At 42.4% G+C, this 20,096-nt stretch carries 21 protein-coding genes; 10 read left to right on the top strand and 11 right to left on the bottom strand.

What is annotated here, in order from left to right:
- Positions 1-6: 6 nt before the first annotated feature.
- The 6 genes from ACMX2I_RS16615 to spaC all read right to left on the bottom strand — a co-directional run bounded on the left by ACMX2I_RS16615 (position 7) and on the right by spaC (position 4,119).
- The gene (locus ACMX2I_RS16615; protein ID WP_414957538.1) at positions 7-627 is read right to left on the bottom strand and encodes an NAD(P)-dependent oxidoreductase; all 621 of its coding nucleotides are present in this window, start codon (positions 625-627) and stop codon (positions 7-9) included.
- A gap of 38 nt (positions 628-665) precedes the next feature.
- Positions 666-791 (bottom strand): hypothetical protein, encoded by a 126-nt coding sequence (locus ACMX2I_RS16610; protein ID WP_087991220.1) that lies wholly within the window; start codon positions 789-791, stop codon positions 666-668.
- Positions 792-896: 105 nt separating this feature from the next.
- Positions 897-1,100 (bottom strand): beta type acid-soluble spore protein SspB, encoded by a 204-nt coding sequence (gene sspB / locus ACMX2I_RS16605; RefSeq protein WP_087991221.1) that lies wholly within the window; start codon positions 1,098-1,100, stop codon positions 897-899.
- Between the two features lie 210 nt (positions 1,101-1,310).
- Complete coding sequence (locus ACMX2I_RS16600) at positions 1,311-1,529, bottom strand: YheE family protein (protein WP_072566014.1); 219 nt, start codon at positions 1,527-1,529, stop codon at positions 1,311-1,313.
- A gap of 147 nt (positions 1,530-1,676) precedes the next feature.
- Complete coding sequence (yheD, locus tag ACMX2I_RS16595) at positions 1,677-3,038, bottom strand: spore coat associated protein YheD (protein WP_289346811.1); 1,362 nt, start codon at positions 3,036-3,038, stop codon at positions 1,677-1,679.
- Positions 3,028-4,119: a spore coat associated protein SpaC gene (spaC, locus tag ACMX2I_RS16590; RefSeq protein WP_087991224.1), complete on the bottom strand. Its 1,092-nt coding sequence runs from the start codon at positions 4,117-4,119 to the stop codon at positions 3,028-3,030. Before spaC ends, yheD begins: the two co-directional genes overlap by 11 nt.
- 266 nt (positions 4,120-4,385) lie before the next feature.
- Between spaC and ACMX2I_RS16585 the strand changes: the two genes are divergently transcribed.
- Together ACMX2I_RS16585 and ACMX2I_RS16580 are read left to right on the top strand one after the other, a co-directional pair.
- Positions 4,386-5,519: a DUF445 domain-containing protein gene (locus ACMX2I_RS16585; protein ID WP_414957537.1), complete on the top strand. Its 1,134-nt coding sequence runs from the start codon at positions 4,386-4,388 to the stop codon at positions 5,517-5,519.
- Between the two features lie 92 nt (positions 5,520-5,611).
- On the top strand, positions 5,612-5,965 hold the full coding sequence (locus ACMX2I_RS16580) for a YlbF family regulator (protein WP_087991226.1): 354 nt from the start codon (positions 5,612-5,614) through the stop codon (positions 5,963-5,965).
- Between the two features lie 44 nt (positions 5,966-6,009).
- Here the strand turns inward: ACMX2I_RS16580 and ACMX2I_RS16575 are convergent, their stop codons facing one another.
- Positions 6,010-7,083 carry a DNA alkylation repair protein gene (locus ACMX2I_RS16575; RefSeq protein WP_414957535.1) on the bottom strand — a complete coding sequence of 358 codons (1,074 nt, stop codon included), beginning with the start codon at positions 7,081-7,083 and terminating at the stop codon, positions 6,010-6,012.
- 488 nt (positions 7,084-7,571) lie between these two features.
- Here ACMX2I_RS16575 and ACMX2I_RS16570 point away from each other — a divergent pair, with 488 nt between their 5' ends.
- Entirely contained in the window at positions 7,572-8,438 is an 867-nt protein-coding gene (locus ACMX2I_RS16570) for a Cof-type HAD-IIB family hydrolase (protein ID WP_414957534.1), read from the top strand.
- 112 nt (positions 8,439-8,550) lie between these two features.
- Positions 8,551-10,056 carry a coproporphyrinogen III oxidase gene (locus ACMX2I_RS16565; RefSeq protein WP_414957532.1) on the top strand — a complete coding sequence of 502 codons (1,506 nt, stop codon included), beginning with the start codon at positions 8,551-8,553 and terminating at the stop codon, positions 10,054-10,056.
- A gap of 17 nt (positions 10,057-10,073) precedes the next feature.
- Here ACMX2I_RS16565 and khtU read toward each other — a convergent pair whose 3' ends face one another.
- Genes khtU through ACMX2I_RS16550 form a run of 3 tightly spaced genes read right to left on the bottom strand, consistent with a single transcriptional unit; the run spans position 10,074 to position 12,170 of the window.
- Complete coding sequence (gene khtU / locus ACMX2I_RS16560; protein WP_087991230.1) at positions 10,074-11,291, bottom strand: K(+)/H(+) antiporter subunit KhtU; 1,218 nt, start codon at positions 11,289-11,291, stop codon at positions 10,074-10,076.
- A gap of 7 nt (positions 11,292-11,298) precedes the next feature.
- Positions 11,299-11,796, bottom strand: coding sequence for a K(+)/H(+) antiporter subunit KhtT (gene khtT / locus ACMX2I_RS16555; RefSeq protein ID WP_087991231.1), 498 nt, complete (start codon positions 11,794-11,796; stop codon positions 11,299-11,301).
- A 56-nt stretch (positions 11,797-11,852) separates the two neighbouring features.
- Positions 11,853-12,170: a hypothetical protein gene (locus tag ACMX2I_RS16550; RefSeq protein WP_148964141.1), complete on the bottom strand. Its 318-nt coding sequence runs from the start codon at positions 12,168-12,170 to the stop codon at positions 11,853-11,855.
- 177 nt (positions 12,171-12,347) lie between these two features.
- Here ACMX2I_RS16550 and ACMX2I_RS16545 point away from each other — a divergent pair, with 177 nt between their 5' ends.
- Positions 12,348-13,115: an enoyl-CoA hydratase gene (locus ACMX2I_RS16545; RefSeq protein ID WP_414957530.1), complete on the top strand. Its 768-nt coding sequence runs from the start codon at positions 12,348-12,350 to the stop codon at positions 13,113-13,115.
- 20 nt (positions 13,116-13,135) lie between these two features.
- Here ACMX2I_RS16545 and ACMX2I_RS16540 read toward each other — a convergent pair whose 3' ends face one another.
- A complete protein-coding gene (locus tag ACMX2I_RS16540) occupies positions 13,136-13,321 on the bottom strand; it encodes a YhzD family protein (protein ID WP_148964143.1) in 186 nt (61 codons plus the stop codon).
- A 133-nt stretch (positions 13,322-13,454) separates the two neighbouring features.
- On the opposite strand from ACMX2I_RS16540, the gene ACMX2I_RS16535 reads away from it, so the two are divergent.
- The 5 genes from ACMX2I_RS16535 to ACMX2I_RS16515 all read left to right on the top strand — a co-directional run bounded on the left by ACMX2I_RS16535 (position 13,455) and on the right by ACMX2I_RS16515 (position 20,066).
- Positions 13,455-14,351, top strand: a complete 897-nt coding sequence (locus ACMX2I_RS16535) for an ABC transporter ATP-binding protein (protein WP_414957528.1) — start codon at positions 13,455-13,457, stop codon at positions 14,349-14,351.
- On the top strand, positions 14,344-15,603 hold the full coding sequence (locus tag ACMX2I_RS16530; RefSeq protein ID WP_414957526.1) for an ABC transporter permease: 1,260 nt from the start codon (positions 14,344-14,346) through the stop codon (positions 15,601-15,603). Before ACMX2I_RS16535 ends, ACMX2I_RS16530 begins: the two co-directional genes overlap by 8 nt.
- Positions 15,604-16,235: 632 nt before the next feature.
- Positions 16,236-17,444 carry a glycosyltransferase family 4 protein gene (locus ACMX2I_RS16525; protein ID WP_414957525.1) on the top strand — a complete coding sequence of 403 codons (1,209 nt, stop codon included), beginning with the start codon at positions 16,236-16,238 and terminating at the stop codon, positions 17,442-17,444.
- 5 nt (positions 17,445-17,449) lie between these two features.
- Positions 17,450-18,739, top strand: coding sequence for a glycosyltransferase family 4 protein (locus ACMX2I_RS16520; RefSeq protein WP_414957524.1), 1,290 nt, complete (start codon positions 17,450-17,452; stop codon positions 18,737-18,739).
- Positions 18,740-18,788: 49 nt separating this feature from the next.
- Positions 18,789-20,066 (top strand): nucleotide sugar dehydrogenase, encoded by a 1,278-nt coding sequence (locus ACMX2I_RS16515; protein WP_414957522.1) that lies wholly within the window; start codon positions 18,789-18,791, stop codon positions 20,064-20,066.
- Positions 20,067-20,096 lie beyond the last annotated feature (30 nt).

Below are 20,096 nucleotides of genomic sequence, written 5' to 3'. Positions count from 1 at the left end.
ATGTAGTTAATAAGCCAGTCCGGCACGATATCCGGCATACTCGCCTGTAATGAGCTCATGATATAAAAAATCAGCTGTATCGCCGACCGTAATGCTTGTGCCGCCCTCCGGCAAAACGTTACGCTCCACACGGTAATCGCCGGTTGCTGCTCCGTCCGGGAGGTAAGTGGGGCAGATGATTGTCCAGTCTAAAGAGGATTCTTTTAGCATTTCGTATACTTTTGCATGCTCCTTGGCTGCTCGGGTTAGCTTTCGTTTCGATTCACTTGTTTCAAACCGGTACTTTCCCGGTTCATATCGGGAATTAAGAATGCCTGCGGTGCCGATCGTAATCACCCGTTTGATATGCTGTTCTTTCATAATGGCGATTATATTTGCCATCGCTACAGACAAGGTATCATCACCATCTGTGCCGAGACAGCTGATTGCGATCTCAGCATCCTTCATCACTTTTTTTACATCTTCCCGGCGGCGCGCATTCCCTATGACGATCCGGTCTTTTGAAAGGGGGAGCTCAGCATGATGAGATCTGACCAGAGCGTATATATCAAATTGTTCATCTGCGGCAGCTTGTTTTAAAAAAGCTTGTCCGACGCGGCCGCTGGCTCCAAATAAAGCGATTTTCATCAAAAAACCTCCTTGCCCCTCATTATAAAAGGATGCTCTCAGTTTGAACAGCGCGGGAAAGAATACCTGTACAAATAGGCAGAACGATGGGAAACATATTCATGAAGCATGGATATACTGACGAACTGAACCAGCTCCCAATTCACAATGGCAATGAAGGCCACCCTTATTTCCTCCCTTTTTTTCTAGGATATGTGAAGTGGGAAAAAAGGGTGACAAATAGAAAGAGAGCGCGAAAACCGCGCCCTCTATAGCCATATATTGAGTTGTTATTGAACGTTGCCGCCCATTTGCTGCTGAGCGAAAGAGACTAAACGTTTAGTGATTTCTCCACCGACAGAACCGTTAGCGCGGGAAGTTGTATCCGCTCCAAGGTTAACGCCGAATTCAGAAGCGATTTCAAGTTTCATTTGATCGATAGCCTGAGCTGCGCCAGGAACTACTAATTGGTTTGAAGAATTTTGGTTAGCCATGTGTAAAATCTCCTTTTTGTTTAGTATGGTTGGGTTAACTGGAGTTGCACCAGTCTGTGGACCCGTCTCGGGTGTCACTGCCGCCTCGGCGTAACCCAATGCTTTGCCGGCTTGTTACTAGTATTATGTTAAAGTGGACGGATACGCATACGGAAAATTGAGTGGTAAATGTTGAGAAAGTATAAAAAAAGCTTAGCCGTTCAGGCTAAGCTAGTCATAAATATGAAAAAGCATCAGTTCATGTATTTCGTTCGTAAGAGCAGGCTCGTCAGCGCGGGCGGGAAACAAATCTCCCCATTCAATTTCACCGCTTTTATGATAGATGCCCTCATAATGGGTTCCTTTATAATAAAACGAAATTCTCCATCCCGGAAGCTTTTCTTTTTGGAACAAAGGTTTCCAGCTGAAATGAGAAATCATGACGGCCACGCTCCTTAACATTGATATCAATTGACCTGGTGACGAACGAATTATTTTCATTGTATCACTGTTTTAGAACATCATTAAGGTCTTTGTGATGCAGTTTGTCCCAGCGATGGATAAAGATAAGCCCGCTTTATCAAAAAAGCGGACAGATTACGAAGGCCATAGCGCTTCAGGGGTGGTGATCGCCTTCTCGGATAAATATGACGCGTACTCAAAGCTTCTTCGTTTTGTCAGAGAATCAACATGATGCAAATTTGGATGAGAAAAAATACTGCGGCCCGGACGCGAATTCGCTTCAAACATCCATACTTTACCGCTTTGATCAATGCCAAAATCGAAACCGATCTCCCCGATAAACCCCTCGATATGATCGTGAAGCACATGGCTTGCCGTCAGTGCGGCTGCGGAAAGCTTTTTAATGACCTCAATTCTTTCAGCGGGAACATCGTATACTTCTGCAAGTGTTTTTACGATTCCGCCATTAGATAGATGTGTTGTAATGCTGTTTTCTCCGGAAATTTTTACTGCTATTGCAGTCACTGTCCATTTCCCTTTTCTGTTTTTATTGGTATGGACACGGAAATCCGCTGGTTTGCCTTGAAATTCAATCAGATCCACACCTTGCTGAATGAGAAAGTCAGACAGGTCGTGCTGTTTTTGAAATTCTGCCAGAAATGAGGCGGCGTCGGAATAATCGATAGAAGAAAATGTTTTGGCGTCATTCGTATGTTTCACCGTCAGGCCATCGTCTGTTTTTGTCAGCTGATAAATTCCGGTGCCGAGTGCTCCGTTCGCTGGTTTGATATAGACTTTTTTGTATGCATCACAGAGCTCATCAATCCGCTCCTCAGATGGTGTAAGCTCGGATTTCGGCAAAAATGGGGCTGTTCTCGGATCTTTTTCGAGCAATTGATGAACGCTCCATTTATTAAAAAATGTTTTATTAAACCATGGAATTTGATATTCATCGATCAGTCTCTTTTTTGTATGCTGCAAGAGAAGCGAATCTTCAATTTTTCGGTTTGGCAAACGGTCATAAACGACGTTCGGCAGCGGGACGATTTTTTTCTCCCAGCCGTTTTCCCTGTATAGGAGCCCCTCAATCGTGCCTTCCTCCCAATTGATTTGGTGAGCGCCAAAAACGAAGCAGTAGCCTCCAGCTTGCTCGTGTAATGTGACAAGCTTAGAAAAAAAGAGGGAACGATCTTTAAAAGGGCGTTCAAGAGATACGGTAAACCCCGCCGTAAAAATGCCGATTAACGGCCCGATATGTACCGTATGATCATGAATCAGAATGTCAGCCCTGCTTCGATGGGGAAGAAAAAGCTCGTGAAACAGATTTTCAGAGAGAAGTACGGTTTGTTCTAAATGCCGCCTGTAAGAAACGTGGCATCTGACAACCTTCGTCCCGAACGCGGCATGCAAGAGACCGTCTCGCTTCAGCGAAGAGGGCAAAATCAGGGTATTTTCACTCGTTTTGTCTATGCCGATCAAAAACCGTTTATGATTCACGCGGAAGAACTCCTTTCTGGCGTTGCTCAGAAAACAGATATTGGCAGCGCTTTAGGGGACAAGTGTAAAGCTGATCTTTTTGCTCGGGAGAGACACGCAGAATTGACTTTCTGCCTGGTTTGGAATTAATATCTAAGATCCAAATTCTCCCGTCCTTCGCAAGGCATATATCGAGACCAAGTTCAAACAGCGGCCCATAGCGCTCGTCAAGATAATACGGAACCGACTGGGTAATCGAGAACACGTCATCAAGTAAGACTACTTGCTGTTTTTTCGGTATATCTTCAAACCAAGAATCGAATGTCAGCGCATCAGACCCGCCTGACAAATTGGCCAGCAGCCCGTGTTTGTATCCGCGTCTCACGGCCTTTCCGACTGTATTCCATTCACCTGCTTCGTTTTTTTCCATGAACAGGCGAATATCACACGGGTATTGTTCTTTATCTTGAATATTTAAATAAGGCTGAAGCAAATAGTGATGTTGAAGCACTTTTTTGCACCATGTTTTAAAAGAAGCATGGTTGGAAAAGGTTTTTGTCTGCTTATCCTTTCCGATGTGATACGTGGCGGTTATGTTTTTCTTACCGAGATCCAATAAAATAACGCCTCTGCCTCCTGCGCCGAACGCCGGTTTTAAGATGCAGGCTTTTTCCTTGGATAAAAAGGAATGGATTTGTTCATAGCGGCTTACTTTCATCGTCTCCGGAATATAAGGATTGATCACAGCGTGCTGCTGCAAATCATGAAGGACGGTCCATTTATCAGGAAGACCCCGCCCGATGAATTCCGTTTTCGGATATTTTTTGAGCCACTCAACAATCGGCTTCGCTTTTTGGGATTGTGAATCCTTGCCATAAAAACAGCGGTCATAAATATAATCTGGAATCGCCAATTCAGTTTCGTTCCAAGTGCCGCTGGCCGAATGATAGACCGATGCTTTGACACGCAAGGTGTCAGGTGAAATATCAAACGGTGTAAAGCGGATGAATCGTATGCCGAATTCGGGTGCTCTTTCGGCCAGTTCTGCGGAATAATCCGCTTCATGCTGGCGGGATAAGGACATAAAACCGAGTGTTATCATGATGAGACTCCCCCTTTTATTCAAAAGCTGCCGGCGGGTGTCAGCAGCTTTACGGTAAAAACATTCAGGACGAACGCAGCTGACGGTATTCTACTTTACAGATTACGATTCTTCACCTTGCCCTATTCCAGATGTACAAGCTGATTTTCTGACAACACGAATTAGTCTCCTCGTTTGCTAAGTGATTGCCTCAGCCTCTATAATACGAATAGGTACATGATCTATTAGAAAAAAGATGAAGCACAGATGGAGGAAGATGAATAGGAATGGGTATTGCAGGAACCTTTATTTTTATGATTGTGATCGGCGCTGTCATTGGCGCAGTGACCAATCATTTAGCGATTCAAATGCTATTTAGGCCATATAAAGCGTACTATTTGTTTGGGAAACGAGTCCCTTTTACCCCCGGACTGATTCCGAGAAGACGGGATGAACTTGCAAAACAAATGGGACTGATGGTCGTCAATCATCTCTTAACCCCTGCGGGTATTAAAAAGCGGCTCGTCTCCGATACAGCCAAAAAACAGGCTCTTCAAGTTGGGGAACAGCTGATTCAAAAGCTGTCACTTTCTGAAATGACAGTAAAAGAAGCGCTTGAAAAAGCCGGGGTTAAGCGTCCCGATGAAGCGGCAGACGCATGGATCAGCAGCTGGACGGATGATAAGCTGAATGAGCTTTTCCGCCAATACGAGCACCAATCATTAAAAGAGTTGGTGCCTTTGGAAGTGCAGGAAAAGCTTGAGGAAAAGATTCCGATGATTTCAGGATATATATTGTCACGCGGTGTTCATTATTTTGAAAGTGATGAAGGGAAAATCCGTCTCGGCAATATGATTGATGACTTTTTAAAAGAGCGCGGCATGCTTGGAAGCATGGTGCAAATGTTTCTAGGCAATACAAGCCTTGCAGATCGCGTGCTTCCGGAGCTTCTCAAGTTTTTGCGGAATGAGGAGACAAAAAAACTGCTTTCTGATCTCTTGAAAAACGAATGGGGCAAGCTGAGGGAGTATACGTTTTATGAAGCAGACGAAAAGTGGAATGCCAAAGCGCTCATTTTCAGCCTGAAACGAAGAGTGCTGCAAACATTTTCGACGGCTCCTTTCTTCGACAATACGATTGGCACCCTTACCCTCCGTTATGAATCTGAGCTGACCCAGCAAATGCTGCCGGCATTGTTAGATCAATTGCTTGAAGGGGTTTCGGCCAATCTTGAAAGTGTCTTAAAACGGATGCGCCTTGAGGAAATCGTCAAGGAGCAGGTGGATCAATTCCCGGTGCAGCGTCTTGAAGAAATGGTCCTGTCCATTTCAAAAAAAGAATTTAAAATGATTACCTATTTGGGAGGCCTTCTAGGTGGAATCATAGGTGCGGTTCAGGCATTGTTTGTCACCCTTTTTTAAGAAGAAATGATTGTTGATTAATGAAAGGTGCTCCATAGTCTGTTATAGTGGAGTGGTATGTCAAACGGCAACGATGAAAGGAGCTATTCACAATGGCTAGTAATTTTTATGATGTAGCGTATGAACTGGAAAAATCATTACGCGGGAGCGAAGAGTTCACCCGTTTAAAAAACCTTTATGATGAAGTAAACGCAGATGAATCTGCAAAAAGCATGTTCGAAAACTTCCGTGATGTGCAGCTTAGACTCCAGCAAAAGCAAATGGCAGGAGAAGAAATTACAGAAGAAGAAGTGACGCAGGCTCAAAAAACAGTTGCGCTTGTACAACAGCACGAAAAAATTTCTCAGCTGATGGAAGCGGAGCAGCGCATGAGCGTGCTGATCGGTGAATTAAACAAAATCATTATGAAGCCTTTAGAAGAGCTATACGGCAGTGTCGAAGGCTAATCGGCAAAATCCCTTCTTGGAAAAGAAGGGATTTTTTTATTCATTCAGCAAACTTGGAAATTCAATGAATCTTTTACTTCTCCATTGATGATCACTGATAATGTATGGATTCCTTTGTAATGCTTTCTGGTCGTCAGATCCTTAAAGGATTGAATTCTTGTGTATGACTTAGTTTCATTTTTTCGTATATTTGTTTCTGAAATTTTAAATACTTTTTGATGACGCTGACCCCTTGCTTTTATAAAATCAATTGCGTACTCAATTCTTACTTTTTGACCCCTTTCTGAATGAATATAGAAAGAGAATTCGAGGTTTTCGCCAATGGCTATACGGCTGGATTGGCATGTTAAATCATGTAATTGGATCGAATCAGCATTTTCATAACCAAAAAGCTGTAAGGCCTGTTTATCGCCCTTTTTTAATAAGGTTCGATAGGCGTGTTTGATGATCCAATCGGTGTAGGGGTGTGTTCCGTGCCATTGATCTGCGATTTTTTTCAGCAAATGAGGATGCGTTTTTGATATATCATTAAGGCTGTTGGCCACGCTTTTCCTTACATACAAGGACTCGTCCTGCATCAGTTTTTCAAGGATCGGCAGAACGGGGGCAGGGTCCGATTTTAAAGCGGGTATCGATTTTCCCCATGGCAGGCGGGGCCTGCTTCCTTCGCTCGCAAGTCTTCTCACGTGTTCATTTTTATGTTCAGACCATGCAAGCAATTGCGGGATCATTTTTTCTTGATCTAAAAGCAAAAAAGGCCTCACAGCAAATTCTGAGGTAGAATAGTGTGTAAAGTATTCCAACGCCTTTATTGATTCTTCCCAATGCGCTAACCCGTACTGTTCCACATAATCAGGGAATAGAATTCCGCTGAGTCCTTTGAAATGAGGGGCTGCATTCCGTAAAATCGCGAGCGCTTCACCGTAATGTTTTGGCAGCGTTTCGTATAAGGAAGCTGTAATGCGGCGCATCCGCTCTTTTAAAGCGAGTTCAGGCCAGTCTTCCTGAAGCAATTGTTCTTCGAATTTGTCTTTGTTAAAATCAGGATAGGATTCCATTATACGATGTATCAATTGAAATATCAGTTCTTCATTATATACTTCTTTTAAATCAGCCATCTGATCACCGCTTTTTTGTTTATTATATATATTATATGGGAATGTATGTTCCGAATCAAGCGTTCGATTCCAAAAAATAACAATAAATCCTACTTCAGGAATACAACATTTGGTTGATTTTTTTAGTTAAAAAAACCCTTGTCATCGGCAAAGAAAACTGAGATAATAGCATTGAAAGCGCCTACACTTACCTGGTTTCAATTGGATACGGTCGCATATCATGCCGTTATATAGAGGGGATAAGCAACAGAGAGAGTAAGTGTTCGGAGCGCGTCATTGGTCAAACAAGGGGTTCCTGATACATGATTTTTCGTAAATCGAAATAACGATATTAGGGAGAATGGCAGCTTCGATCGTATCCTATCATCATGCCATACATAAAGTCTGCTGAGTCAGGCTTTTTTGCTTGGCAGAAAAGGTTGTTCTAAACACAGAGACAGGGTCATATCCTATACACAAGTACAGTCATCAAGGAGGGGGACATCTCTGTGTCAAAACAATTGCTTGCCTTAAACATAGATGGAGCGCTGCTTCGGTCTAGCGGGAAGATTCATCAGGCAACGAAAGACGCGATTGAATATGTAAAGAAAAAAGGGATTTACGTCACACTTGTGACGAACCGCCATTTTCGTTCAACGCAGAAAATAGCGAAATCGCTTAAGTTGGATGCCAAGCTGATCACCCATAGCGGAGCATATATCGCTGAGAAAATAGACGCCCCATTTTTTGAAAAAAGAATTTCTGACGACCATACCTTTAATATTGTTCAAGTGCTGGAGAGCTATCAATGCAATATTCGACTTCTTCACGAGAAGTATTCCATCGGAAACAAGAAAAAGGTGAATTCAAATTTATTGGGGAAAGCACTCATTCATCCGTCTGATCCGATCTTTTATCCAGTCCAGTTTGTAGAATCATTAAGCGATCTTCTCATGGATGAGCCGGTGAGTGCGCCTGTCATCGAGGTGTACACGGAGCACGACATTCAGATTGACATTACAGAAACGATTACGAAAGCCTTCTCTGCAGTTGACGTTATTCGCGTAAACGATGAGAAGCTGAATATCGTCCCGAAAGGTGTCTCGAAGGAAGCGGGTCTGGCCCTCGTCGCTTCAGAGCTGGGTTTGACTATGGAAGATGTAGTGGCCATCGGGCATCAGTATGACGATCTCCCGATGATTGAACTTGCCGGTCTTGGGGTAGCGATGGGAAACGCCGCTCCGGAGATCAAGAGAAAGGCTGATTGGGTCACAAGGTCCAATGACGAGCAGGGTGTCGCTTACATGATGAAGGAATATTTCCGAATGCAGCAGCGAAAAGGATTTCTTGATAAGTTCCACATGAAACGTGTGTAAATAAAGCCGCTCGCGCCCTGACAGGTGCGGCGGCTTTTTTGCCGGATTGATTTTAGCGGTTTATTTCTGTACACTAAAGAAAGTTTTGAATCTGATAAATTAGGTGATGAAGTTGCAAATTAAAATAGAAGGCATACATGATGACCGCCTGCATCGGCCTCTGCAAAATATTGCAAATTTGTTTTATGAAGAGTGCGAGCTGGTGTACGACGGAGAGGAGCCCGCAGGTTTTGTTATTTCTTTAGACTGCTTACAAACGGATGAGCATGTAACGGTTTCGGGAGAGGTGAAGGGAACTGGCATAACGGAACAGCATACAAAATCCTTTTCTTCAGGCATGAATGAAAAAGAAGCTTTTAAGCAAGTGAAAAATACGATTTCTTATGTGTACCTCAATCTTCTTCAAGCGTACACGGGCATCACGCAAAAGTGGGGAATCCTCACAGGAATCCGGCCGACAAAGCTGCTTCATAAAAAGCTGCAAAGCGGAATGCCGAAGGAGCAAGCGCATGCTGAATTGAGAAAAGACTATTTAATTCACGATGAGAAAATCGAATTAATGCAGGACATTGTTGACCGGCAGCTGGCGGCAGTGCCGGATTTGTATCAAGTAAAGGATGAAGTCAGTATTTATATTGGCATTCCGTTTTGCCCGACAAAATGCGCGTATTGCACATTCCCTGCGTATGCCATCCAAGGGCAGGCGGGCAGAGTCGGTTCATTTTTATGGGGGCTGCATTACGAAATGCAGAAAATCGGCGAATGGCTGAAGGAACATGATGTTAAGGTAACAACCATTTACTTTGGCGGCGGGACGCCGACAAGCATTACAGCGGAGGAAATGGATTTGCTGTATGAAGAGATGGTCCGCTCCTTCCCGGATGTGAAAAACATTCGTGAGATTACGGTGGAGGCCGGCCGCCCTGACACGATTACAGAAGAAAAACTTGCCGTTTTAAACAAATATGACATTGACCGAATCAGCATCAACCCGCAATCCTATGAAAATGAAACGCTAAAGGCGATCGGACGGCATCATACAGTTGAAGAGACCATTGAGAAATATCATCTGTCACGCCGGCACGGCATGAATAATATCAATATGGACCTGATTATCGGTTTGCCTGGGGAAGGCGTGAAGGAGTTTAGACACAGCCTTTCAGAAACGGAAAATCTGATGCCGGAATCCCTTACCGTTCATACTCTTTCCTTTAAACGGGCGTCAGAAATGACAAGAAACAAGCATAAGTACAAAGTCGCCGGCAGGGAAGAGGTTTCTCAAATGATGGATGACGCGGTAGTCTGGACGAAAGAGCATGGGTACGTGCCTTATTATTTGTACCGCCAGAAAAACATCCTCGGGAACCTGGAGAATGTCGGGTACTCTTTGCCGGGACAAGAAAGCATCTACAATATCATGATTATGGAAGAGGTGCAGACGATTATCGGCATCGGCTGCGGCGCGGCAAGTAAATTTATTGACCGGGATACAGGGAAAATCACACACTTTGCCAATCCGAAAGATCCGAAATCGTACAATGAGCGATTTGAGCACTACACGGACGAAAAAATCAACTATTTAGAGCAGACTTTTGAGAAAACGACAAAGCAGCACTGATCACAGTGCTGCTTTTTTTATCCCTGTTTTCTTGCAGGCTGAACCTCTGGCTTCCATTTAAATACCTTGTTCAGCAGGCGGTAGATTCGTTTTGATTCCTTTGTTAAAAGCGGTCCTAAAATCGCCAGAATGAGAACATATAATGCGGCAAACGGCTTTAATGTGGCTGACAGGCCGCCCGCTATCCCGAGATTCGCAACAATAATCGAAAACTCTCCCCGTGATACGATTGTCAGTCCGATATTCGATGACGCTTTATGAGAAAGCCCTGCGCGCCGTCCGGCCGCCATTCCGGCGATAAAGTTTCCGAGAATGGTCAGAATGACTGCTCCTAAAGCAAGCCAAACCGCTTCACCTAGCGAAAACGGATCAATACTGAGGCCGAAGCTGAAAAAGAACATCGCACCGAAGAAGTCGCGAAACGGAACGACAAGGTGTTCAATCCGGTCGGAATGCTCTGTTTCGGAAAAAACCAAACCGAGCAGCAGCGCGCCGATCGCTTCCGCTACATGAATCGTCTCTGAAAATCCGGCAATAAAAAAGAGCGCGGCGAAAATGACGATAATAAACACTTCATTTGAGCGAATGTCCAACAGCTTATTCAACAGAGGCGGGAGCTTTCTGGCTGCGATAAAAAACAGCAGCATATAACTGAAGGCGATCAAAATGGACAAAAACGCACTCCCGACTGATGTCGCATCACCTAGTACAAGACCGGAAACAACGGACAAATATACGGCAAGGAAAATATCCTCAAACATGATAATACCGAGGATCAGCTCGGTTTCCGGATTGGCCGTTCTTTTTAAATCAACGAGCACTTTTGCGACAATCGCACTTGATGAGATCGTGATGACGCCTGCAAGGACGAGGACTTCCAGAAAAGAAAACCCAGTGATAAACCCGTAAAGCAGCCCGAGGCTGAAATTAATCAAGATATAAATCGTTCCGCCGGCCGCGATTGACTTTCCAGATTTGATTAATTTTCCAACAGAGAATTCGAGTCCGAGATAGAAGAGGAGGAACAGCACGCCCATCCGCCCGAAAAACGCGATGATTTCACTGCTTTCTATAAATGTAAGGTCAATAATCCCCGCTTTCGGGGCGTGGGGGCCAAGCAGCATGCCCAGCACAATCAGAAACGGAATAATTGAAAATTTAATTTTATTGGCGATCACACTGGCAAGCGCCACAAGCACAAGCGCAGTCCCGACTTCAAATACAAGATGATCCATCGGCCGATTACACGCCCTCTCCAGAAAGAAAATCGTGAATCAGTTTCTTCAGATGCTTTCTTTCACCTGAGAGGACAAGTGTGTCATTTTCTTCAATAACCGAGTCTGCCCCGGGATTTAAAAGTTTTTCCCGGCTGTGCTTGATGATGGCGATCACAGTGACATCGCAGTTCTGGCGGACATCAAGCTCCCCGAGTGTTCGCCCGATCGATTTGGCGCCTTTTTCAACCTTAAACCATTCAATAATGAGATCGCTGAAGGCCATTTCGATCGACTCCAGTGCTTGTGGTTTATAGACCATGCCCCCGAGAATAGCCGCAATTTGCCTTGCTTCGGAATCATCCAATGAGATATTGGAAAGAAGCTCATCCGGGTCCCGGTCATGAAACCGGTAAATTTCTCTTCTTCCGTCATCATGAATGATAATGGTCATCTTTTCGTGGCTTCTCGTTTCGATTTCAAATTTTTTGCCGATGCCCGGCAGATCGTTTTCTTTAATATTCAATGAAAATCCCTCCGAATGTAGTGTTGGCTAATGGGGTGAGTTACAAACAAGAACATTTATATTCGGAGGTAATTAGACTGGTATTTGACAGGGACGGCGCAAACCTTTTCCAGCCTGTTTATCAGCGGTTCGTCAAGGGGTTTGACAGACAGCTGCCTGACAGACAGCGCCAGCGGACTGTATTCTTTGATTAGCTCTGCGATGTACAGGCTGCCCGGCGATGGCGTTTTGGCCGACTGTGTTTCCTGCGGATATGAGGACATAGGCACATAGCTGTCAGTGGTTTCTTCAAGCTGGGAAGGCAGAACGACGTCCGAAGGGGGAAAGTACACCACAAATAAACTTAACAGTAAACTGACAAGCAATTTATCCATGCTTCCTCTCCTCCTTTCGAATAGCCCTCTTTCACTATATAAAACTTTATGTTTCCACTCAAACAATATGCATTTTTCAGTATCTATTGATCTTGAAAAATAAAAAGGTTTATTAGAGGATGGCGGGGAATGTATAGGAGAAAGAAAAAAGAAAACGCATACATGGAGGTGCTTCACATGGAGTTTATTCAATATGAATCGAATGGAACCGTTGCGGAGATTATCTTGAATCGCCCTGAAGCCCATCACGCCCTGAATGAACAGATGCTGTCTGAACTGAAGGAGGCGGTTGAAAAGGCGGCTGCAAGCGAGGCGCTCATCGTTCTCCTGAGAGGAACCGGGAGAGGCTTTTCAGCTGGCGGAGATATTCGGATGATGACATCAGAGCATGACCCTGATCAATTTAAGCGGCTGATGGATACGATTGAGGCTGTCACTCTGTCATTATATCAGATGAAGAAAGTGACAATTGCAGCTATTCACGGCGCTGCTGCGGGACTGGGTCTGAGTTTGGCGCTTTGCGCTGACATTGTGCTCGCGGAAAAAAATGCCGTTCTCGCGATGAATTTTATCGGCATTGGGCTTGTTCCGGACGGCGGAGGGCATTATTTGCTGAAGAAAAGAATTGGGGAAGCGAAGGCGAAAAAGCTCATTTGGAGCGGGAAAAAAATTTCCGCCGCGGAAAGCGCCGATATGGGCCTCCTTGACGGGACGTTTGCCGGAGACCCTGCGGAAGGCGCAAGACCCTTTATTGAAACCCTTTTGGCCTCGCCTCTTTTGGCGATGATCGAAACGAAAGCCATCTTTCAAAGCCTCCAGCTTGAAGAACTTCAAAAGGTGCTTGCCCTTGAACGCAGCGCCCAAGAGAAAATGAGAAGGACCAAGGATCACCAGGAAGGAATCCGTGCCTTTTTGGAAAAACGAGAGCCTAAGTTTCAAGCGTAACAGATCAGCCGGAAAGCTGATCATCTATGAAACAAAATCAGCTTTCCGGCTGCATTGACTACACGATGGGTGTGACTGTGCAGCTCTTTTTCTTTTAATAGGGCTTCACCACGCATTTTAGCCGTTTCTTCATTTTCTGCCTCAAATCGCTCGTTAACCAGTGTTTCCCCCGAAGGATCAAAAGCTGTAAGGAAATAATCAGCCATCAGGTTTCCCCTCCATTTTCAAGGTTTATCAGTCTTTCTTCATTTATATTTATATTCTAAAAAAGAATTCAAAATCCTTTATTAAGTTTGATCCAAAATTAGTATATAATGGGTCAGGGAAGGAGGAGATTTGGTGCTTAAGATTGATCACGTAACGAAGACATTTGGAGATTATAAAGCTGTTGACGGATTGGACTTAGACATTCCGGAGCAGCAAATGTTCGGTCTTTTAGGCGCAAACGGAGCGGGAAAAACGACGACGTTTCGCATGATCCTTGGTTTACTAAGCATTACGGAGGGCTCAATCAGCTGGAAAGGCCGTCCTGTGAATTACAATATCAGCAACAAAATCGGTTATTTGCCGGAAGAGCGGGGCCTTTATCCGAAAATGAAGGTGAAAGATCAGCTTGTCTATCTTGCCAGATTAAAAGGGATGGAGAAGCAGGAGGCTGTAAAAGAGCTCGGCACATGGCTTGAACGCTTCAATATAACAGATTACGAGAATAAGAAGGTGGAAGAGCTTTCGAAGGGAAACCAGCAGAAAATCCAATTCATTTCGGCTGTTTTGCATAAGCCGGAGCTGCTGATCCTTGATGAACCGTTCAGCGGTCTGGACCCTGTCAATGTTGAGCTGTTAAAAGAGTCTGTCATTTCTCTTAAAAACAGCGGTGTTTCTATTTTATTTTCCAGCCACCGGATGGAGCATGTGGAGGAGCTTTGTGAACACCTGTGCATATTACAGAAAGGGAAGCCGGTTGTGCAAGGCAGGCTGAAGGAGATCAAGCGGTCCTTCGGCAAGAAGAATGTCACGATCCACTCCGATGACGATCTGCGTTTTTTGCAGTCTCATGAAGACATTCTCAAATGGAAGGAAACGGCTGGCGGCGTCAAGCTGCAGATCGCTAATGAAGATATTTCTCAAGAGATCTTTGCCATGCTCCAAGGAAAAGGGTTTATTAGAAAGTTTGAGCTTGAAGAGCCGTCACTGCACGATATTTTTATAGAAAAGGTGGGTGCCGTCTATGAATAAGTTTTGGCTCATGCTTTCTCATACATATAAAAATAAAATAATGGCAAAATCCTTTATTATCTCGACTGTCATCACGGTACTGCTTGTTTTAGTTGTAACGAATATGGAGTCGATCATTTCTATGTTTCAAGGTGATGATACGAAAGAAAAAATCGCCGTTGTTGATGAAACAAACGAATTATATCCGATTTTCTCGAACCAGCTGAAAGCGGTGGATACAGACGGCGGTCTAGATGTGAAGCAGTCGAAGCAATCGGAGGATGAGGTCACAAAGCAAGTCAAAGATGAAGCGCTCGATGGCATGCTCATCATCAAACGAGATGAAAAAGGGGCCATTTCAGGAACTTATAAAGCGTTAACGATTTCTGATGATAGCACGTACCATACGCTGCAGCAGGCGCTGACGCAAACCAAAACGGCTGTCGGAACAGCGGATCTCGGTGTCTCGCAGGAAACGATCAGCAGTCTTTATGCGCCCGTTACTGTCGGACAGGAGACGCTGAAAGAGGGGGCAAAGTCTGAGGAAGAGCTTGGCCAGACAGCGGGGCTTGTTTACATCATGCTGTTTGTCATTTATTTCTCAGTCATTATGTATGCCAGTATGATTGCGATGGAGGTCGCAACCGAAAAATCCTCGCGTGTCATGGAAATCCTGATCTCGAGCATGCCGCCGATCCAGCAGATGTTTGCAAAGCTGCTTGGCATCGGGCTCGTCGGAATGACGCAGCTTGCTGTCATCATAGCCGCTGGCTCATTGTCGCTAAAGCTGAACAAAACGAGCGAAACAGCTTCATCTGTCGGAGGATTCCTTAATCTGACCGACGTTTCAGCAGCCACTGTCATCTATGCTGTGATTTTCTTTTTGCTCGGATACTTTTTATACGCGACACTCGCCGCGTTTCTCGGCAGTGTCGTCAGCAGAATAGAGGACGTGCAGCAAACGATCACGCCAATGACACTTTTGGTTGTCGCCGGTTTTATGATTGCGATGTTCGGCTTGAATGCACCTGACGCAGGATTTATTACGGTAACCTCGTTTATTCCTTTCTTTACGCCAATGATTATGTTCTTGCGCGTTGGCATGCTTGATATTCCGTTTTGGCAGGCTGCTGCCAGTATCGGAATCACACTGCTCACCATTGTCATACTGGCTGTCATCGGCGCCAGAATTTACAAAGGCGGTGTGTTGATTTACGGCAATTCAAGCGCGTTCAAAGCGATCAAACAAGCGCTTCGTTTAGCGAAAAACTGATTGAAAAACAGCCTGGGCATGAGTTCGGATTTACAGGACTCATGCCTTTGAGTTTTACCTTTATTTGTTCTAGACTAATTCAAGGTCGTGCTTAAAATGTTAGGTGCCCTTAAATTTAGGTACAGAAATTCAGACCTTAAGATGCCAAATAGTGAAGTATGTCTAGCTTATAATGGTCTGGTTAAAATTTGTATTTGACTCCAATATTGAAGTTTACTTTTGTGAACTCCGATATGATTTGAGATCTCATTCAACTCTTGCTTTCATTTATGTAGCGATTGACCACGTTTATTCATTTCACCTGTAAATTTATCCAAAAGAAAAGCAGTCCTTATAAGCGTTTGATGAATTTTGATGTGCATTGTATCTGTAATTTGAGGGTCTAAGTGACTATTTAATTTTCATTTCGTGATTCTAATTTCCTAAAAAAGCATATAAGAATTATGTCGAAATTCGTAAACCCCTGTTGCAATTGTCGTTTTATAAATATTATAATCTTGATAGACTGGCAAAATTATATGAATCTGTTTTATTTGGTATGTCTATGACTTATTTGTTATCTTTTGGGTGGTGGATAATTTAAAAAAATAAAAATTTGTATTTAATTTTTTGTAGAAGTGTGGGGAGTTTTTTTGAAATTTAAAATTTTAATGATTACACAAAATTTTTATCCTGAAATCGGCAGTGCGGGTAACCGTATGAAGAACATGTTCCTCATGCTTAAACAAAAAGGATATCATGTAGAAGTTTTGACTACTGAGCCAACCTATCCTTCCAGAGAAATTTATTCGCAAGACTGTTTATGGAATGAACAAGAGATCGACTTTGATCAAAACATTACTCGATTGTCAGTACAAAACAAAAAATATTCTACCAACCTTTTAAGTCGTCTTTTTTATTATCTAGAGATTATGTTTAAGATGTTTTTTTATGTCACAAAGGATAAAAAAAAATTTGACATTGTGTTTGTTACTTCTCCGCCTATTTTTGTAGCCTTTGTCGGATTGGTTGCGAAATACAGGTATAAAGCAAGAATGTTGCTGGATGTAAGGGATTTATGGCCAGAATCTCTAAAAGGTGTGGGTGTATTTCATCATTCTTTAATCATTTGGCTTTTTGAAAAAATAGAGTCTGCTTTATATCGGAAGGCAGATCATATCATTATCAACAGTGAAGGATTTATAACTCATTTTAAAAATAAATCAGAAGATTTAATTAAAAAATTGATGTTTCTTCCGAATGCAGCTAGAAAAAATGAGATAGTGTTAAGAGAGCGTCAAGAAACTTCAACATTTCACGTAGTTTATGCAGGCAATATCGGCCTAGCCCAAGATGTCACAATCTTAAAGCAGCTTGCTGAAAAGCTTGATTATTATAATATTTCTTTAACTGTTATCGGTTATGGAGTTCACAACCAGAACTTTGCGGACTTCGTTCATCGCCATGAACTTAAAAATGTAAAACTTCTGAAACCGATGGGGAGGCAAGACTGTTTAAATCAAATGGCTCTCTGTGATGTTGGAATCGCCATACTAAATAATTCTAATGTTTTTGAAACCGTTTTGCCTGGAAAGATAATTGACTATTTAACTTGTAAACTTCCTGTTGTAGCTTCATTGTCAGGCTATCCTAAGAAATTGATCGAGGACAAAAAAATAGGATTTGTTACAAACAGTCAATCAGTAGATGAAATGGTAGATTATATTTTGAAGCTTCATCATAATTCTGAGTTGTTGCGAATGATGAAACAGAATTGCGGGAAATTTATAGAAGAAAATTTCTTGTGGGAAAATAATATTAATAAGTTAACAAATGTGATAGATAAAATTACCAAAGGTTGATAATAATGATGAGAACGAAAGTTTGTATGTTTGTCTGGAATCATTTCACAAATGACGCTAGGGTAATGAGAGAATGTATGGCATTATCTGAAAATATCTATGATGTAGACTTAATTTGTATCGACGATCCGAAAAACCCTGATCTGAAAGCTTTTGAAGAATACAATCAACATTTTCGCGTTCACCGTGTAAAAAGATACCCTGATAGCATGATGTTTTTTCAAAAAGTAAGACAATTCAAATCTCTGTTGCTTTTGGCTTTTCTTTTATGGTTGTTAGTGATTTATTTCCTGCCAATTCCTGCGGTTGTGTGCACTTTATTTGCTTTTGTTGTTCTCAAAACGAAACTTAAAACAGCTTTCGTCCGAGGAAGTATCATCCTAAGAATGATTTTAAAAGGTTTTAATAAAAAATATGATTTATATCATTCAAATGATTTAAATACCCTTCCTCAAGGCTACATTTGTTCAAAGTTTCGCCTAAAGAAAAAAAAGCTGATTTATGATTCACATGAAGTTCAAACTAGCAGAACAGGATACGATAGTAGTTTTTACGGAAAAATGGAAGCTTTTTTAATTAAAAAAATAGATGCCATGATTGTCGAAAACCATACAAGAGCGGAGTACAATGAGGTTCTTTATGGGTTTTATCCCTATGTCGTTCATAACTATCCTTTTAAGCAAATAGAGTCTATGGAAAAAATTGATCTCCACAAATTATTGAACCTCCCTCAAAATGAAAAAATACTGTTATATCAGGGGGGGATACAAACAGGGAGAGGGCTTGAAAATCTTGTCAAAGCGACTCCGCAGTTTAATGAAGGCACCCTTGTTTTTATTGGAGATGGCCGAATAAAGCCTGATTTAGAAAGAATGGTTGCGGAATTGGATATTGGAGATAGGGTTAAATTCCTGCCCAAAGTTCCATTAAATGACCTTCCTAAGTATACAAGAAATGCATATTTGGGTTTTCAAGTTTTAAATAATGTTTGTTTTAATCACTATTCTGCATCTTCTAACAAACTATTTGAGTATATGATGGCCGGAGTTCCAGTAGTCGCATGTAACTTTCCTGAAATCAGGAGGGTGACAGAAGGGGAGGGAACCGGCGTAATAGTAGATTCCCATGACTCGGATTCTATTGCCGAGGGGGTTAATCAGCTCCTGGGCAATCCTGAATTAAGAGAAGAGTTAAGGAAAAATAGCCTAAAAGCAAGAGATCTCTATAACTGGGAACAAGAAAAAACCGCTTTTTTAAGAGTTTATAGTAATTTTTGTGAAAATCGCTTAGCCTAGTTTTTATATCATAATTAGTTAATTAGTATCGAAAAGGAGCATATAATATATGAAAATCTGTACTATGGGTCTTGGTTATATTGGATTACCTACATCTATTATGTTCGCAAAGCATAATGTTGAAGTAGTAGGTGTTGATGTTAAGCAGGAAGTAATAGATTCTTTAAACGCTGGTACCATCCATATTGAAGAGCCGGGGCTTCAAGAAGCTTTGAATGAAGTGGTTCAAGCAGGCAATTTTAAGGCGTCTTTGATGCCGGAAGAAGCAAAAGCGTTTATTATCTCTGTGCCAACCCCAAATCGAAACGATGAACATAAATCTTGTGACTTAACTTATGTGCTTGACGCAGTTAAGACTATTCTTCCCTTTGTAAAAAAAGGAAATGTCATTATTGTTGAATCGACGATCGGGCCGAGAAGTATGGATGACTATATAAAACCTCTTGTGGAACAGGCAGGCTTCGTTATCGGAGAGAATGTGTATTTAGTTCATTGTCCTGAAAGAGTGCTGCCAGGCCAGATTCTTCACGAATTGATATATAATAACCGTATTGTGGGTGGGATAACCCCGGCCTGCACAGAAGAGGGAGCAAAAGTTTACAGCACCTTTGTCAAAGGTGAAATTATAAAAACAAATGCTAAAACGGCGGAAATGTCAAAGTTGATGGAAAATACGTTTAGAGACGTAAATATCGCTTTGGCAAATGAGCTTGCAAAAGTGTGTAATGAACTCGAAATCAATGCTCATGACGTCATTGAAATGGCAAATAAACACCCTAGAGTCAATTTACATCAGCCTGGACCGGGTGTTGGCGGACATTGTTTAGCGGTCGATCCATACTTTATCGTGGCCAAAGCGCCTGAAACTGCTAAGCTGATTGATCTATCACGTTCCATTAATACATCAATGCCGTATTATGTGGCGGACAACGTAAATGCGTTGCTAGAGAAAACAAATGGAAAAACGATTACTGTATTTGGTCTAACTTATAAGGGAAATGTAGATGATATTAGAGAAAGCCCTGCAATGGAAATCTTTGAATTATTAAAAGAACAGGGAAGATATGAAGTAAGGGCATATGATCCACATGTGAAAAGAGATTTTGTAATAAATGATGTCGAAGAAGCCGTGAAAGAGTCCGATTTAATTTTAATTCTAGCCGATCATGATGAATTTAAAAAATTAAACTGGGATCGGTTATCAAACATGTCTACGAAGCAAATATTTGATACAAAAAACATTGTGAAAAATCGTTCTAAAGATTTTAAATATATCAATTTAGGAAGTCTGCATGAGTTTATTCAAAAAGAAGCAGTACTGATCTAAATTTGGCACATTGTTTTTTTTAGACAACTA

It is taken from the genome of Bacillus sp. SW14, from assembly GCF_047608225.1.
Taxonomy (GTDB): domain Bacteria; phylum Bacillota; class Bacilli; order Bacillales; family Bacillaceae; genus Bacillus; species Bacillus subtilis_G.
Note: the sequence above shows the minus strand (reverse complement) of the source record. Positions and strands in the feature narration are given on the sequence as shown.

Bases quoted from the DNA above. Each gene is read 5' to 3' on its own strand.
- ACMX2I_RS16575 (WP_414957535.1), bottom strand. From the start codon at position 7,083: ATGGCTGATTTAAAAGAAGTATATAATGAAGAACTGATATTTCAATTG.
- ACMX2I_RS16550 (WP_148964141.1), bottom strand. From the start codon at position 12,170: ATGGATAAATTGCTTGTCAGTTTACTGTTAAGTTTATTTGTGGTGTAC.
- ACMX2I_RS16540 (WP_148964143.1), bottom strand. From the start codon at position 13,321: ATGGCTGATTATTTCCTTACAGCTTTTGATCCTTCGGGGGAAACACTG.
- ACMX2I_RS16585 (WP_414957537.1), top strand. From the start codon at position 4,386: ATGGGTATTGCAGGAACCTTTATTTTTATGATTGTGATCGGCGCTGTC.
- ACMX2I_RS16545 (WP_414957530.1), top strand. From the start codon at position 12,348: ATGGAGTTTATTCAATATGAATCGAATGGAACCGTTGCGGAGATTATC.
- sspB (WP_087991221.1), bottom strand. From the start codon at position 1,100: ATGGCTAACCAAAATTCTTCAAACCAATTAGTAGTTCCTGGCGCAGCT.
- ACMX2I_RS16515 (WP_414957522.1), top strand. From the start codon at position 18,789: ATGAAAATCTGTACTATGGGTCTTGGTTATATTGGATTACCTACATCT.
- khtU (WP_087991230.1), bottom strand. From the start codon at position 11,291: ATGGATCATCTTGTATTTGAAGTCGGGACTGCGCTTGTGCTTGTGGCG.
- ACMX2I_RS16580 (WP_087991226.1), top strand. From the start codon at position 5,612: ATGGCTAGTAATTTTTATGATGTAGCGTATGAACTGGAAAAATCATTA.
- ACMX2I_RS16615 (WP_414957538.1), bottom strand. From the start codon at position 627: ATGAAAATCGCTTTATTTGGAGCCAGCGGCCGCGTCGGACAAGCTTTT.
- spaC (WP_087991224.1), bottom strand. From the start codon at position 4,119: ATGATAACACTCGGTTTTATGTCCTTATCCCGCCAGCATGAAGCGGAT.
- ACMX2I_RS16520 (WP_414957524.1), top strand. From the start codon at position 17,450: ATGATGAGAACGAAAGTTTGTATGTTTGTCTGGAATCATTTCACAAAT.
- ACMX2I_RS16530 (WP_414957526.1), top strand. From the start codon at position 14,344: ATGAATAAGTTTTGGCTCATGCTTTCTCATACATATAAAAATAAAATA.